This is a genomic window from Halomonas campaniensis (genome assembly GCF_014193375.1).
In the GTDB taxonomy this organism is placed as follows: Bacteria; Pseudomonadota; Gammaproteobacteria; order Pseudomonadales; family Halomonadaceae; genus Halomonas; species Halomonas campaniensis.
Window position 1 is genome coordinate 108,792 of the sequence record NZ_JACHZF010000001.1, and the last position, 14,237, is coordinate 123,028.

Here is a 14,237-nt window from a genome sequence, read left to right on the forward strand (position 1 = left end):
CGCCCCTCCCCCCCCCCCGCGGGGGGGGCCGGGCGGGGGGGTGGGGGCGGGGCCCAACCCGGGGGGGGGGGCCCCCCCCCCCCCCCCCCCGGGGGGGGGGGGGGGGGCCCCCCCCCCCCCCGCCGGCGGCCGTTCACAGCCGCAGGCCGCCGTCGCACTCGATCACGCGCCCGGTGAAATAGGCGTTCTGCATGATGAAGGCGACGCTCTGGGCGATGTCCTCGGGCTGCCCCAGGCGACGCAGGGGCACGCCGGAGGTCAGCTTGTCGAGCATATCCTGGCGCATCGAGGCCGTCATGTCGGTCTCGATGAAGCCCGGGGCCACCGCCCCCACCCGGATGCCGTAGCGTGCCAGCTCCTTCGCCCAGGTGGTGGTCAGGGCCACCACGGCGGCCTTGGCCGCGGCATAGTTGCTCTGCCCCATGTTGCCGGCACGAGAGATGCTGGAGATATTGACGATCACCCCCTCGTTGCCCGCCTCGATCATCTGGCTGGCCGCCTCGCGGCCGCACAGGAAGACGCCGGTCAGGTTGACGTCGATCACCGCCTGCCACTGCGCCAGCGACATGGTCTTCTCGACGCGCCCCTCCTTCGCCTTGACCAGCAGGGCATCGCGCAGGATGCCGGCGTTGTTGACCAGACCGCTCACCGGGCCCAGCGAGGCGGCGATATCACCGAACGCCTGCTTCACCGAGGCCTCGTCGGCCACGTTGGTGATGAAGGCACGCGACTCGATGCCCGCCTCGTGAAGGGCGGAGACGGCCTGGTCCAGGGCCGCGGCGTCGGTGTCCAGCAGCGCCAGGCGGGCGCCGTGGCTGCCCAGCAGCTGTGCCATGGCCAGGCCCAGGCCACGGGCCCCGCCGGTAATCGCGATCACGGCATTTTCGAGCTTCATCGTCTGTCCTCCGGGGGTTTAGGGGCGACTGCCTCCGGCGCATGGGCCAGGACAGGCATTGACGCTCGATGCAGGAGCGTACAATAACGGTAGCAGATTTTGTGCGCTGCACAATAGCCAGCAACCCTGGAAATATATTCCATATACCGTCGGCTGGCGACCTCCCTCGTCAACGCTTGATTTCCGCGCCATCGCCCCCACCTCCAGCGGAACTGTCACCCGCGGAGTGCCCATGCCCTTTCTTCTCGCCTTTACCCTCTTCGCCCTGCTCGACTTCGTCATCCTGTTCTCGGTGGGCAGCCACATCGGCCTGCTCACCACCCTGCTGCTGGTGCTGGCCACCGGCTTCATCGGCCTGCACCTGATCCGCCGCGAGGGCGCCGCCACCTTCGCCCGGGCCCGGGCGCGCCTGGAGCGCGGCGAGGTGCCCTCCGGAGAACTGCTCACCGGCGCGGCGCTGATATTCGGCGGCGCCCTGCTGATGGCACCCGGCTTCGTCTCCGATGCCCTGGGCTTCCTGTGCCTGATCCCCGACGCCAGGCGGCTGCTGGGCAAGCTGCTCGCCCGGCTCGGGGTGCGCGCCCAGGGCGTCCACGTGCGCGGTGGCGGATTCACGCAGGGCCCGCGTCACGGGGCCGATGCCGACTGGCAGCAGGCCGCCGGCGACGCTCGGCCCGGCGATTCGCAAGGCGGCGCCTCGGCCCGCGCGGACGAGCCGGATGGCCCGATCGAGGGGGAGTTCATCTCCCGCGACGAGCCACGTCGCTGAGCCGGGTCATCCGGGCGAAAAAATTTATCCACGGCCCCTTGAAAGCCCCGGTGCGGGCCCCACTTATCGGACAGCAACAGGCTTCGGTGCGGGACAGGCGTCCTGCACCATCGACAAGGAAGGCGCCAGTCGCCTCCACCTCGCAGCCACGCTGCGAGGCGATGATGAAACTGCCGGGGCAGCCTGCCCCGGCCTAGCAAACCATCAGGAGAACGTGAGCAATGAACATCCGTCCCTTGCACGATCGCGTCGTCATCCGTCGCGTTGAGGAAGAACAGAAAACCGCTGGCGGCATCGTGCTTCCGGGCAACGCCCAGGAAAAACCGACACGTGGCGAGGTCCTCGCCGTCGGTAACGGCCGGATTCTCGAGAACGGCGACGTCCGCCCCCTGGACGTCAAGGTCGGTGACACCGTGATCTTCAAGGATGGTTTCGGCGTCGAGAAGCAGAAGATCGACGGCGAGGAAGTCCTGATCATGAGCGAGTCCGACATCCTGGCCGTGGTCGAGGGCTGAGGCCCAGCCGTCCAGTAACCTGCTCAAGACACGACGTTCACGTCTGACGTTCAAGAAACTGACGCTCAAGTCACAACAGGAAGATTTCGAAAATGGCAGCGAAACAAGTCAAGTTCTCCGATGACGCCCGCAAGCGCATGGCGCGCGGTGTCGACCTCCTGGCCAACGCCGTGAAGACCACCCTGGGCCCGAAGGGTCGCAACGTGGTGATCGAGAAGTCCTTCGGTGCACCGACCGTCACCAAGGACGGCGTCTCCGTGGCCAAGGAGATCGAGCTCAAGGACAAGTTCGAGAACATGGGCGCCCAGATGGTCAAGGAAGTCGCTTCCAAGACCTCCGACGTCGCCGGTGACGGCACCACCACCGCCACCGTGCTGGCTCAGTCCATCGTCAACGAGGGTCTCAAGGGCGTCATCGCCGGCATGAACCCGATGGACCTCAAGCGCGGCATCGACCAGGCCGTCATCGCCGCCGTCAAGGAGATCGAGGCCCTGTCCGTGCCCTGCACCGACACCAAGGCCATCGCCCAGGTCGGCACCATCTCCGCCAACGGTGACAAGCGCATCGGCGAGATCATCGCCGAGGCCATGGAGAAGGTCGGCAAGGAAGGCGTCATCACCGTCGACGAGGGCCGTGGCTTCGAAGACGAGCTGGAAGTCGTGGAAGGCATGCAGTTCGACCGCGGCTACCTGTCGCCCTACTTCGTGACCAACCAGGACACCATGCAGGTCGAGCTGGAAGACCCGTACATCCTGCTGGTCGACAAGAAGATCTCCAACATCCGCGAGCTGCTGCCGGTGCTGGAAGCCGTCGCCAAGGCGGGCAAGCCGCTGGCCATCATCGCCGAGGACATCGAGGGCGAGGCGCTGGCCACCCTGGTGGTCAACACCATGCGCGGCATCGTCAAGGTCGCGGCCGCCAAGGCACCGGGCTTCGGTGACCGTCGCAAGGCCATGCTGCAGGACATCGCCATCCTGACCAACGGCACCGTGATCTCCGAGGAAGTGGGCCTGACCCTCGAGCAGGCCAACCTGGACCACCTGGGCACCGCCAAGCGCGTGACCATGTCCAAGGAGAACACCACCATCATCGACGGCGCCGGTGAAGAAGGCGACATCGAGGCCCGCGTCAGCCAGATCCGCGCCCAGATCGAGGAGACTTCCTCCGACTACGATCGCGAGAAGCTCCAGGAGCGCGTCGCCAAGCTGGCCGGCGGTGTGGCCGTGATCCGCGTCGGTGCCGCCACCGAGGTCGAGATGAAGGAGAAGAAGGCCCGCGTCGAGGACGCCCTGCACTCCACTCGCGCCGCGGTCGAGGAAGGCGTGGTGCCTGGCGGCGGTACCGCCCTGGTGCGCGTGCTGACCAAGATCAAGGACCTCAAGGGCGACAACGAGGACCAGACCCACGGCATCGCCATCGCCCTGCGCGCCATGGAGTCCCCGCTGCGCCAGATCGTCACCAACGCCGGCCAGGAGGCGTCCGTCATCCTGAACCAGATGAAGGCAGGCGAAGGCAACTACGGCTACAACGCCCAGACCGGCGAGTTCGGCGACCTGTTCGAGATGGGCGTGCTGGACCCGGCCAAGGTGACCCGCAGCGCGCTGCAGTCCGCCGGCTCCGTGGCTGGCCTGATGATCACCACCGAGTGCATGATCGCCGACGATCCGGACGAGAAGGACGCCGCGCCGGACATGGGTGGCATGGGCGGCATGGGTGGCATGGGCGGCATGATGTGATCACGCCCCCTGCCCCAGGCGCTGCTTCACGCAAGGCCTGAGACAGACCCCGCCGGCGCGAGCCGGCGGGGTTTTTTGTGGCCAGCGCCAAGCGCCGAGCTACAAGCGCCAAGCAACCCTGACCTGGCCGCTTGGCCGCCTGGCCGCTTGGCGATGTAAGATACCCACCCTCCGCTCACCCCCTGACGCCGGCCGCCTGCCCATGCTCTCGACTATCCGCATCGTTCTCGTCCAGACCTACCACCCCGGCAATATCGGCGCCTCGGCGCGGGCCATGAAGACCATGGGCCTGACCGACCTGGTGCTGGTCAATCCGCGCCGGTTCCCCGACCCCGAGGCGACCCGGCTCGCCGCCGGCGCCGAGGACCTGGTGGAGCGCGCCCGGGTGGTGGGCTCACTGGCGGAGGCGGTGACCGACTGCGTGCAGGTGGTGGGCGCCAGTGCCCGGCTGCGCAGCCTGCCCCTGCCCCACTATGACGAGCCCGACGCCATGGCCCGGGCGCTGGTGGAGCACGCCGCCACGGACCCGGTCGCGCTGGTGTTCGGCCGCGAGCGCTCCGGGCTCACCAACGACGAGATCCGCCTCTGCAGCCACCAGGTGAGCATCCCGGCCAATCCCGAGTACGGCATCCTCAACCTCGCCCAGGCGGTGCAGGTGCTGGCCTACGAGGCGTTCAAGGCGTGGCGCCGGCGGCCCGACAGCGGCTATCGCCCTGCCCTACCCGCCGAGGAGCGCGCCCCCCGTCGCGAGCAGCTCGACCACTTCCACCGCCACCTGGCCCGGGTGATGCAGGCTAGCGGCTTCCTCACCCAGCCCCACGCCCGGACCGAGGCCCAGCTGCAGGCGCTGTTCGCCCGGGCCCAACCCTCGAGAAAGGAGCTCTCGCTGCTGCGGGGACTGCTTGCCTCTCTGGAGGACCACTTGCCCGAGGAAGGAAAGTAAGGGGCTTCCGGAGGGGCGCCGGGGGCAAGCCGAAAGGGAGGTCCTACGCCAGGGATGGCGTCGGTAGCTTACAGGGAGGTATTCACAGCGCCTCCCTGCAGGCTTGTCACCGGATCAGCCCCGAACGGTGATGGCTAGACTTCTGGGCTCAGAACAGCATCACCGCCGCCCAGCCGAAGGCGATCAGCGGGATGTTGTAGTGCAGGAAGGTGGGCACCACGCTGTCCCAGATATGGTCGTGCTGGCGATCCACGTTGAGGCCGGAGGTTGGGCCGAGGGTGGAGTCCGAGGCCGGGGAGCCGGCGTCGCCCAGCGCCGCAGCGGTGCCGACGAGGGCCACCGTGGCCAGGGGCGAGAAGCCGAACTGCACCGCCAGGGGCACGAAGATCGCCGCGATGATCGGGATGGTCGAGAATGACGAACCGATCCCCAGGGTGATGAAGAGCCCCACCAGCAGCATGATCAACGCCGCCAGGCCGCGGTTGTCACCGATGATGTCGAAGCTCGACTGCACCAGGGTATCGATATGCCCGGTGGCGTTCATCACCGCCGCGAAGCCGGAGGCGGAGATCATGATGAAGCCGATCAGCGCCATCATGCGCATGCCGCTGGTGAAGAGGTCGTCGGCCTCGCGCCACTTGAAGATCCCCCCCACCGAGAGCAGCGCAAAGCCCACCAGCCCCCCCAGCACCATGGAGCCGGTCCAGAGCTGGATGCCCAGCGCGGCGACGATGGCCACCCCCGACATCACCAGGCCCAGGGTGTGGGGCTCATGCCCCTCGGGGTGGTGGTGCGGGACGTTGGTGGTGGCCACGTCCAGGGCCTGGTACGCCCGCGGCTTGCGATAGCTGACCAGCAGCGCCACCGCGAGGCCCAGCGCCATGCCGCCCACCGGCACCGCCATGGCCAGGGGCACCATGCCCCGGGTGATCTCGAGCCCCAGCCCTTCGCCGGCACGGTTGAGGTTGGCCAGCAGGATGTCGTTGAGGAAGATCGCCCCGAAGCCCACCGGCAGCAGCATGTAGGGAGCGGTCAGCCCGAAGGTCAGCGCGCAGGCCACCGCCCGGCGATCCAGGCGCAGCTGGTTCATCACCTTGAGCAGCGGCGGGATCAGGATCGGGATGAAGGCGATATGCACCGGGATCAGGTTCTGGGAGGAGATCGACACCAGCAGCACCGCGGTCAGCAGCAGGGTCCTGACCGTGGCCTGGCGGGCCGCCGTGGCCTCCTGCCCCAGCAGGCTGATCAGGCGGCGCGCCAGCAGGTCCGGCAGGCCAGAGCGGGAGATCGCCACCGCGAAGGCGCCCAGGGTGGCATAGGCCAGCGCCACCTGGGCGCCGCCGCCGACGCCCTCGTTGAAGGCGGAAAGCGTCGCCTCGATGGAGAGCCCGCCCGCCAGGCCGCCCACCAGGGCCCCCACCACCAGGGCGAAGACCACCGAGACCCGGGCCAGCGACAGGCCCACCATCACCAGCACCGCAAGAATGACTGCATTCATGTCCAGGATTCCGAAGAAGTGAAAGGAGAAGCGCAAAAAATCCGGCGGATTCTACCAGAATCTGGCCGTCCATCCGACCGCTCGCGGCGCCCTCGCCTTCGCGGGCCCCTCCCCTGGCGGGTGGCCGGCGCTCACCGCGGCAGCGCCGTCATCGAACCATCATCGAAGGGTCTCGCCGCGGTCATCAACGGCGGCGATAAAGGAGTGCAGTGGGGCAAGGCAAGGGATACTGCACCACGGCGCCAGGGACGCGACGGTACAGGGCGTACCACGGGGAGGCCCCGGGTGACCCGCGGGGCCAGGCATCGGGACGATGCCCAGGGAGGATCGAGACATCGCCACGGCGGCCACGCCGTGGCGTTTTCATGGGCGACCCTCAGCCGGCGTCGGCCCACCCCGGCACGCCGTCGCGAATGCGCCGGGAGAAGTCCGGGGCCTCGTGGGCCAGGCGCGCCCGCTCGGTGATGTCGCCGAGCCGCTTGAGCTCCCGGAGGGAGTAGCCCGGCACGAAGCCGCCATGGTCATGCACATAGCCCGGCAGCAGCCCGCTGAGCAGCAGGCGGTGGTCCATCGGCAGCCCTTCGATGATCCGGCGCATCATGCCGAACACCAGGGTGGTGCAGTTGGCGGTGATGGTATGGTAGAAGCGCGGCGCCGCCTGGAGGCGGTTGGCCTCCTCCACCAGCGCCAGCAGCAGGTCGCGCCGGTCGGCCGCATTGAGCAGCACCCGGTAGAGGGTCACGCTCTCCCCCCGCACGTTGCTGCGCAGGCGCACCGCGTCCCGCTCGTCGGCGGCGATGATCGCCAGCTCGTACTGCTTGAAGAAGCCGCCGATCTCCGAGAACGCCTCGTGGCGCTCGCGCCGGACCTCCACCGAGAAGGCCACGAAGTCGTGCCGCCCGGACACGGGATCCCGGAAGCCGAAGGAGACCAGCACGTGGGCGATGCCGGGTCGGCCCCAGCCCGAGACGAAGAGGTCCACGCTGTCGAGGTCACCCAGGTCATAGGTCCGCCGCTCCCAGGCGATCCGCGCCCGGTCCGGGGTCTGCCAGTCGAAGTCGCGGACATGGTGCAGCGTCAGGCGGTGGGCCTCCACCTCCCCGGTGGCCAGGTGCGCCACGTCATCGGCCCAGTCGAGCGACGCGGCCGGCGCCAGGCGGCGCCACCAGGCCAGCAGCGCCACCAGCTGCACGGCCATGCCGGCCACCGGCGCCAGCCGCGCGCCCTGCCAGAGCAGCAGGCCCCAGAGCCCACCCGACGCCAGCCAGCCCAGCACGGCCAGCCAGCGCAGGCCGCGCGGAACGGGCAGGCGGTGGCCCAGGGCCAGCCCACCCCACAGCGTGGCAAGCAGCACAGGCGTCAGCAGCGCGCCCGCCAGCAGCGAATCGATCATGGCGTCCCTTCCCGGCCGGATCGTCGCAGGCTAGCACGGCGGACGCGGCCGGCCTTCAACGCGGGCTCAGCCCCCCGCCGGCGTCAGCCAGTCGCGGAAGGCCTCGAGTTTCCCGTCGAGGTCGCCACGGGCCACCCGGCGATAGAGCCGCTGCAGCCGCGCGGTCACGGAGTCCGCGGCAATGGGCTCACCCACCGCCGGTGCCCCGGCACGCCCGCCGATGTGCCGGCCGTCCAGTTCGCGCAGCGGCAGGACCTCGGCCGCGGTGCCGGTGACGAAGGCCTCGTCGGCGGTGTAGAGCTCGTCGCGGGTGATCCGCCGCTCCCGCACCTCGATGCCGAGCACCTCCCGGGCCAGCCGGATCACGCTGTCGCGGGTGATGCCCTGCAGGCAGGAGGTCACCTCGGGGGTATGCAGCACGCCGTCGCGCAGCAGGAAGACATTGGCCGCCGACGCCTCGGCCACGTAGCCCTCCGGGTCGAGCATGATCGTCTCGTCGAAGCCCGCCTTGACCGCCGTGTTCAGCGCCAGCATGGAGTTGACGTAGTGGCCGTTGGTCTTGGCCCGGCACAGGCTGATGTTCACGTGGTGGCGGGCCCAGGAGGCGGTCAGCGCGCGCAGCCCGAGCGATGCCGCTTCCGCCGAGATGTAGTCGCCGAGATCCCAGGCGGCGATCATCACGTGCACCGAGAGCCCCCGGGCGCGCAGCCCCAGCCCCTCCGAGCCGAAGAACACCGTGGGCTTCAGGTAGGCGTTGGTCAGGGCGTTGCGGGCCAGGCACTCGCGCTGGGCCTCGACCAGTGCCGCCTCGTCGAACGGCAGCGGCATGTCCAGGGCCCAGGCGCTGTCGGCCAGGCGCCGGGTATGCTCGGCCACCCGGAACAGGTGGCTGCCGTGGGGGCCCGCATAGGCGCGCACCCCCTCGAAGCAGCCCATGCCGTAGTGCAGGGTATGGGTCAGCACATGGACCCGGGCCTCGCGCCACGGCAGCCATTCGCCGTCCATCCAGATCCAGCCGTCGCGATCATCGAGAGGGGTCATGGTCGAGGGTTCCTTGTCGGAGAGTTCGTTGCTGGAGAGTTCTTTGCCGGAGAGTTCGTTGCGGGAGAGCATGTTGCCGGGGAGAGCCGGCCGGCGGCGGCCCAGGCCTGGCGCCAGCCGTCGATCAGCTCACGCTGGTGGGGCTGCAGGGCCTGGTAGGCCCAGGCGGCGATCTCGTCGTTCTGGGGATCGGCCACGCCGATCTCGCTGCCGGCGAGGGTCTGGATGACCGCGTGGCCGCACAGCGGCACGTAGCCCTCCGAGTAGCCGCCCTCGTGGACCATCACCAGCCGCCCCCCGCAGGCGCGTTCGGCCAGCGCCATGAGCTGTGCCGTCATGCGGGCGAAGGCGTCGCTGTTGAGCAGCATCTTGCCCAGCGGGTCCTTGGCGCAGGCGTCATAGCCGCAGGCCACCACGATCAGCTCGGGGCCGAAGGCCTCGATGGCCGGCAGCACCAGCTCGGTCATGGCGTGGTCGTAGGCGCCGATCCCGCAGCCCGGCGGCAGCGGCAGGTTGAGGTTGGCCCCCAGGCCCGGCCCCTCGCCCTGCTCCTCGAAGGTGCCGGTCTCCAGCGGGTAGTTGCCCGCCTGGTGGAGCGAGACGGTAAAGACCTCGGGATCCGCGTAGAAGGCCGCCTGCTGGCCGTTGCCGTGGTGCACGTCCCAGTCGAGGATCGCCACGCGACCCACCTGCCCGAGCGCCCGGGCCCGCTGCACCGCCACCGGAATGTTGCCCAGCAGGCAGAAGCCTCGCCCTCGGTCGGCCTCGGCATGGTGGCCCGGCGGGCGACACAGCGCATAGGCGCGGGCAAGTTCGCCGGTGGCCACCGCTTCCACGGCGGCGCTGGCCAGCCCCGCGGACTGGCGCGCGGCCGCCAGGCTGCCCGGCGTGTAGGGGGCACAGTCGCCGCCATCGCCGCCGCGGGCGCGATCGCCCGCCGCCAGGGCATCCAGGTAGCGGGCGGTGTGAAACCGCTCGAGATCCTCGCGGCTGGCCGGCGGCGGCTTGCGCACCGCCAGCGCGTCGATCAGCCCCGAGACCTCCAGCAGGTTCTTCAGCCGCCGCTTGCTCTCGGGGCTCTCCGAGGCCGGCTGCGGCTGCAGGAACTCCCCGGGCGCCGAGAACACGCCGATGGCGCCGGGGTCGTGCCAGAAGCAGCGCTCGTGCCAGTAGAACCCGACCGCCGGAGCGCCGGCCGCCGGTCCCTCATGCCGTGCCGCGCTCATCCATGGGACTCCTGCTGCTCCCACACCTCGATGGCGGCCGCCAGGTCCTCCAGCGACGCCCCCACCGACTTGAACAGGGTGATCGCCTGGTCCGAGGAGCGTCCGGGCACCTCGCCGTTGAGCAGCTCGGCCAGCTCGCCGCGGATGTCGTCGAAGGCGAAGGCGCCCTCCTCGGCGGCCTGCAGCAGGTCCCCCGCTTCGCCCCTCGCCCCGGCATGGGTGTCCACGTAGACCTCGCTGCGGGCGAGGCACTCGCCATCGGTCTCCCGCATGGAGGGCCGGAAGGCCCCGATCAGGTCCAGGTGGGTGCCGGGGGCGAGCCAGGCCCCGCGGATCAGCGGCTCGGTGGAGAGCGTCACGCAGCTGATCAGGTCCGCCTCGCGGCTGGCGGCCTCCAGGTCGGTGACGGCCGCCGCGTCGAAGCGGTCGGCATACTCGGCGGCGAGGCGCCGGGCCTTCTCCGGGTTGCGCCCCCAGATCCGCACCCGGCGGATGGGCCGCACCGCGGCATGGGCCTCGATCACCATGGGGGCCAGCTTGCCGGTGCCCACCACCAGCAGGCTCGCGGCATCCTCCCGGGCCAGCTCGCGGGCCGCCAGGGCCGAGGCCGCCGCGGTGCGTCGCCGGGTCAGCTCGCTGCCGTCGATGCAGGCCAGGGGGCGCCCGTGGGCGCCCTCGCTCAGCAGGTAGACGCCGGCAATGGCGGGCAGGCCGTGCTCGGCGTTCTGGGGGAAGACGTTGACCATCTTCACCCCGATGTAGCCCTCACGCTCCCAGGCCGGCATCAGCAGCATGGTCGCCTCGCCGTCGGGCCGGTGCATGGCATGGTGGTGGCGCGGCGGCGACTCGACCCCCTCGCGGAAGGTGACCGCGAGGCGCTCGACCAGGGCCTGCCAGGGCAGCGAGGCCGCGACTTGCTCGGCCGTGATGATGCGCATGTCAGGCCTCCGGAAGCGCCGCGGTGACCATGATCTCCACCTTCCACTCGGGCTTGGCCAGCTTCGCCTCGATGGCGGCGCGCACCGGCGGACGGCCCGGCACCACCCAGGCGTCCCAGGCGGCGTTCATCTGGTCGAACTCGGCCATGCTGGTGACCCAGATCTGGGCGGCGATCAGGTGCTCCTTGGAGGTCCCCGCCTTGGCCAGCAGGTCGTCGATGCGCGCCAGCACCTGCTCGGTCTGGCCGCGCATGTCGGCACTGGCGTCCCCGGGTACCTGGCCCGCCAGGTAGACGGTGCCGTTGTGGATGGTGATCTGGCTCATGCGGGCATTGCTGTCGTGATGGGTAACGGTCATGGCGTGTCTCTCGCTTGCGGGGTGCCGGGACGGCACCGGTCGGGGCTGCGCTCAGGCAGCGGTGTAGCCGCCCATGAAGGCGGCCAGGTTTTGGCTCAGGTGCTCGGTGGGGTAGCCCCCCTCCTGGACCAGCACCGTGGGCAGGTCGATGGCGGCCAGGCGGCGCCCCACCTCGGTGAAGTCGGCGGTCTCCAGGGCCATGCCGGCCAGCGGATCGTCACGGTGGGCGTCCAGGCCCAGGGCCACCACCAGGGCATCGGGGCGAAAGGCCTCGAGCCGCTCGATCAGCCGGTCCAGGGTCTCCAGGAAGACCGCCCCGTCGCTGCCCAGCGGCAGCGGCAGGTTGACGTTGGCGCCGACCCCGTCACCCTCGCCCTGCTCGTCGGCGCCGCCCCAGAAGAAGGGGTAGAAGTCCGCCGGGTCGACGTGCAGCGACCCGGTCCAGACGTCGCCGCGTCCATAGAAGAGGTCCTGGGTGCCGTTGCCGTGGTGGAGGTCCACGTCGAGGATCGCCACCCGGGCATGCTGCTCGCGCAGCACCGTGGCGGCCAGGCCCGAGTTATTGAGGAAACAGAAGCCGCCCGCGCGCTCCGGCCCGGCATGGTGCCCCGGCGGACGGCACAGCGCATAGGCGTGACGGTCGCCGGCCAGCACCGCGTCGGCCGCCGCCTCCGCGGTGGCCGCGCTGGCCAGGATGCCTGTGAAGCTGTCGGCGGTCATCGGGCAGGCCATGTCGTGCATGTGCCAGCCCACCAGCCCCACCGGATGGCGGGGATAGTGGTGGCCGCCGCCGCAGGGATGCACGTTGGGCGCCACCACCTCGGCGGCGTCGGGGAGCGCCCGCCAGCGCGCATGGATGGTCTCGAGGAACGCCAGGTAGCGGGGCGCGTGGATGCGCGCCAGGCGCTCCCGCAGCCGTGGGCTGTCGGGCTCGGTGGGGGCGGTCAGCGACAGCCCGATGTCGGCAAGCCCCCTGGAGAGCAGCTCGGCCCGCACCGGCCCCTCGGGGGAATCCACCGGCCGGCCGCGCAGCAGGAAGGTGGGCGGCGCATGGCGTTCCTGGTCGGGGTGATAGAAGAGCTTCATCTCGGGTGTCCTTAGCGCAGCAGCGAGGGGATCCAGGTGGAGAGCGACGGGAAGGTGACCAGCAGCAGGATCACCACGACGAAGGCCACATAGAACGGCAGCGAGGCGATGATCGCCCGTTCGAAGGGCACGTTGGCGATGCGCGCCGCCGTCATCAGGGTCATGCCCACCGGTGGCGTCACGTTGGAGATGTTGAGCACCACGATCATCAGGATGGCGAAGTGCAGCGGATCCACGCCCAGCTGGATCATCGCCGGCACCAGCACCGGCGCCACCACCACCAGCGCCGGCAGCACGTCCATCACCGTGCCGATCAGGATCAGCAGCACGCAGACCAGCAAGAGCTGCAGGAAGGTCGAATCGCTGAAGGTGGTGATCAGGCCGGCGGCGTCCCGGGCGATCCCCGAGCGGGTCACGAACCAGCCCAGCACCGCCGAGGTCGCGAGAAGGAAGAACACCACCCCGGAGAAGCGCACCGTCACCACCAGGGCATTCCAGATCTTGCGCCAGGTGAGGGTACGGTAGAAAACGACCCCGATGACGATGGCATAGACAGCGGCGAAGCCCGACGCCTCGGTGATGGTGGTCAGCCCCGAAAGGATACCGCCGAGGATGATCAGCGGCACGATCATCGCCGGCAGCGCCACCAGGAAGGCCAGGGCTGCCACCTTGAGCGGCGTGGGGGCCTGCTTGGGGTAGCCCCGTTTCCAGGCCAGGAAGAAACTCACCGCGAGCAGCGCCAGGGCCATCAGCAGGCCGGGGATGATCCCCCCGGCAAACAGGTCGATCACCGAGATGTCGCGCAGCAGGGTCGCGTAGACCACCATCACCACGCTGGGCGGAATGATCGGGCCGATGATCGACGAGCAGGCGGTGATCGCCGCGGCATACTCGGCGTCGTAGCCCTGTTTCTTCATCTCGGGAATCATGATCTTGCCGATCGCCACGGTATCGGTGATGGCGGCCCCGGTGAGGCCGGCGAAGAACACCGACACCGAGATGTTGACGTGGGAGAGCGCGCCACGCAGCCGCCCGAACAGGGCGTTGTTGAAGGCGATCAGCTTCTGGGTCAGGCCGCCCTGGTTCATCAGCTCGGCGGTGAAGATGAAATAGGGCACGGCGATCAGCAGGAAGCCGGAGACGCCGGAGAACATGCGGTCGGCGATGATGCCGAGCATGCGCTCGCCGCCCATGGCATAGCCGCCGGCTAGGCCGGAGAGGGCCATCACCACCGCGACGGGGGCACCGATCAGCAGCAGGACGATAAAGACGAGGATCGCAGGCGTCATGGGCGGTTCTCTCCGTCGGTGGACTCGATGAGCTCGTCGATCATCTCCCGCTCGTCGATGAAGTGCTCCAGCAGGTCGAAGCCCTGCACCAGGTGGAGCAGGATGATGGCGCCACTGACAGGCACCACGATGGCGGTGAACTTGCCGTGCACGCGAATCTGGTCGGAGACCATGTAGACCTGGCGGGTGCCCTGGAAGTAGTCCCAGCCGTACCAGAGCAGCAGCGCGCCGAACAGCCCGATGACCAGCAGGCAGAGCACCGCGGCCACCACGGTCAGCACGCGTGGCAGGCTCCTGACCAGCAGGGTCATGGCCACGTGCTCGCCGTAGCGCAGCGAGATGGTCATGGAGAGGAAGCCGATCCACGGCAGGAAGAGCCGCGCCAGGGAGTAGGTCCAGCTCAGCGTATTGCCGGTGGCCAGCTTGTAGACGAAGGCCGTGAAGGAGATGCCCAGCATGGCCAGCACGCAGGCGATGCAGGTCACGATCGCCACCTGGTTGACGATGTCGCTCAGGCGGCGAAGGGGCTGCAGGAGGGTCATGGTGTCAC

At 69.6% G+C, this 14,237-nt stretch carries 14 protein-coding genes; 4 read left to right on the forward strand and 10 right to left on the reverse strand.

What is annotated here, in order from left to right; genetic code table 11:
- Positions 1-133: 133 nt before the first annotated feature.
- On the reverse strand, positions 134-895 hold the full coding sequence (locus BDK63_RS00510) for an SDR family oxidoreductase (protein ID WP_183329349.1): 762 nt from the start codon (positions 893-895) through the stop codon (positions 134-136).
- A 232-nt stretch (positions 896-1,127) separates the two neighbouring features.
- Between BDK63_RS00510 and BDK63_RS00515 the strand changes: the two genes are divergently transcribed.
- The 4 genes from BDK63_RS00515 (at position 1,128) to BDK63_RS00530 (ending at position 4,858) form a co-directional block, all read left to right on the forward strand.
- A complete protein-coding gene (locus tag BDK63_RS00515; RefSeq protein ID WP_183329350.1) occupies positions 1,128-1,664 on the forward strand; it encodes an FxsA family protein in 537 nt (178 codons plus the stop codon).
- 221 nt (positions 1,665-1,885) lie between these two features.
- Positions 1,886-2,179, forward strand: a complete 294-nt coding sequence (locus BDK63_RS00520; RefSeq protein WP_183329351.1) for a co-chaperone GroES — start codon at positions 1,886-1,888, stop codon at positions 2,177-2,179.
- Between the two features lie 92 nt (positions 2,180-2,271).
- The gene (groL, locus tag BDK63_RS00525) at positions 2,272-3,915 is read left to right on the forward strand and encodes a chaperonin GroEL (RefSeq protein ID WP_183329352.1); all 1,644 of its coding nucleotides are present in this window, start codon (positions 2,272-2,274) and stop codon (positions 3,913-3,915) included.
- Positions 3,916-4,117: 202 nt separating this feature from the next.
- Positions 4,118-4,858 carry an RNA methyltransferase gene (locus tag BDK63_RS00530; protein WP_183329353.1) on the forward strand — a complete coding sequence of 247 codons (741 nt, stop codon included), beginning with the start codon at positions 4,118-4,120 and terminating at the stop codon, positions 4,856-4,858.
- A 148-nt stretch (positions 4,859-5,006) separates the two neighbouring features.
- Here the strand turns inward: BDK63_RS00530 and BDK63_RS00535 are convergent, their stop codons facing one another.
- From BDK63_RS00535 to BDK63_RS00575, 9 genes are all read right to left on the reverse strand, one after another.
- A complete protein-coding gene (locus tag BDK63_RS00535; RefSeq protein ID WP_183329354.1) occupies positions 5,007-6,356 on the reverse strand; it encodes a Na+/H+ antiporter family protein in 1,350 nt (449 codons plus the stop codon).
- Positions 6,357-6,732: 376 nt separating this feature from the next.
- Positions 6,733-7,749 (reverse strand): Lnb N-terminal periplasmic domain-containing protein, encoded by a 1,017-nt coding sequence (locus tag BDK63_RS00540; protein ID WP_183329355.1) that lies wholly within the window; start codon positions 7,747-7,749, stop codon positions 6,733-6,735.
- Positions 7,750-7,815: 66 nt separating this feature from the next.
- Complete coding sequence (locus BDK63_RS00545; RefSeq protein ID WP_183329356.1) at positions 7,816-8,790, reverse strand: branched-chain amino acid transaminase; 975 nt, start codon at positions 8,788-8,790, stop codon at positions 7,816-7,818.
- Complete coding sequence (locus tag BDK63_RS00550; protein WP_183329357.1) at positions 8,787-10,016, reverse strand: class II histone deacetylase; 1,230 nt, start codon at positions 10,014-10,016, stop codon at positions 8,787-8,789. The genes BDK63_RS00545 and BDK63_RS00550 overlap by 4 nt, the downstream gene beginning before the upstream one ends.
- Complete coding sequence (lhpI, locus tag BDK63_RS00555) at positions 10,013-10,954, reverse strand: bifunctional Delta(1)-pyrroline-2-carboxylate/Delta(1)-piperideine-2-carboxylate reductase (RefSeq protein WP_183329358.1); 942 nt, start codon at positions 10,952-10,954, stop codon at positions 10,013-10,015. Before lhpI ends, BDK63_RS00550 begins: the two co-directional genes overlap by 4 nt.
- Before the next feature lies 1 nt (position 10,955).
- Entirely contained in the window at positions 10,956-11,312 is a 357-nt protein-coding gene (locus BDK63_RS00560) for a RidA family protein (protein WP_183329359.1), read from the reverse strand.
- 51 nt (positions 11,313-11,363) lie between these two features.
- Positions 11,364-12,398 carry a histone deacetylase family protein gene (locus BDK63_RS00565; RefSeq protein ID WP_183329360.1) on the reverse strand — a complete coding sequence of 345 codons (1,035 nt, stop codon included), beginning with the start codon at positions 12,396-12,398 and terminating at the stop codon, positions 11,364-11,366.
- Positions 12,399-12,409: 11 nt separating this feature from the next.
- The gene (locus BDK63_RS00570; protein ID WP_183329361.1) at positions 12,410-13,687 is read right to left on the reverse strand and encodes a TRAP transporter large permease; all 1,278 of its coding nucleotides are present in this window, start codon (positions 13,685-13,687) and stop codon (positions 12,410-12,412) included.
- Positions 13,684-14,229 carry a TRAP transporter small permease gene (locus tag BDK63_RS00575; protein WP_183329362.1) on the reverse strand — a complete coding sequence of 182 codons (546 nt, stop codon included), beginning with the start codon at positions 14,227-14,229 and terminating at the stop codon, positions 13,684-13,686. The genes BDK63_RS00570 and BDK63_RS00575 overlap by 4 nt, the downstream gene beginning before the upstream one ends.
- Positions 14,230-14,237: the final 8 nt, after the last annotated feature.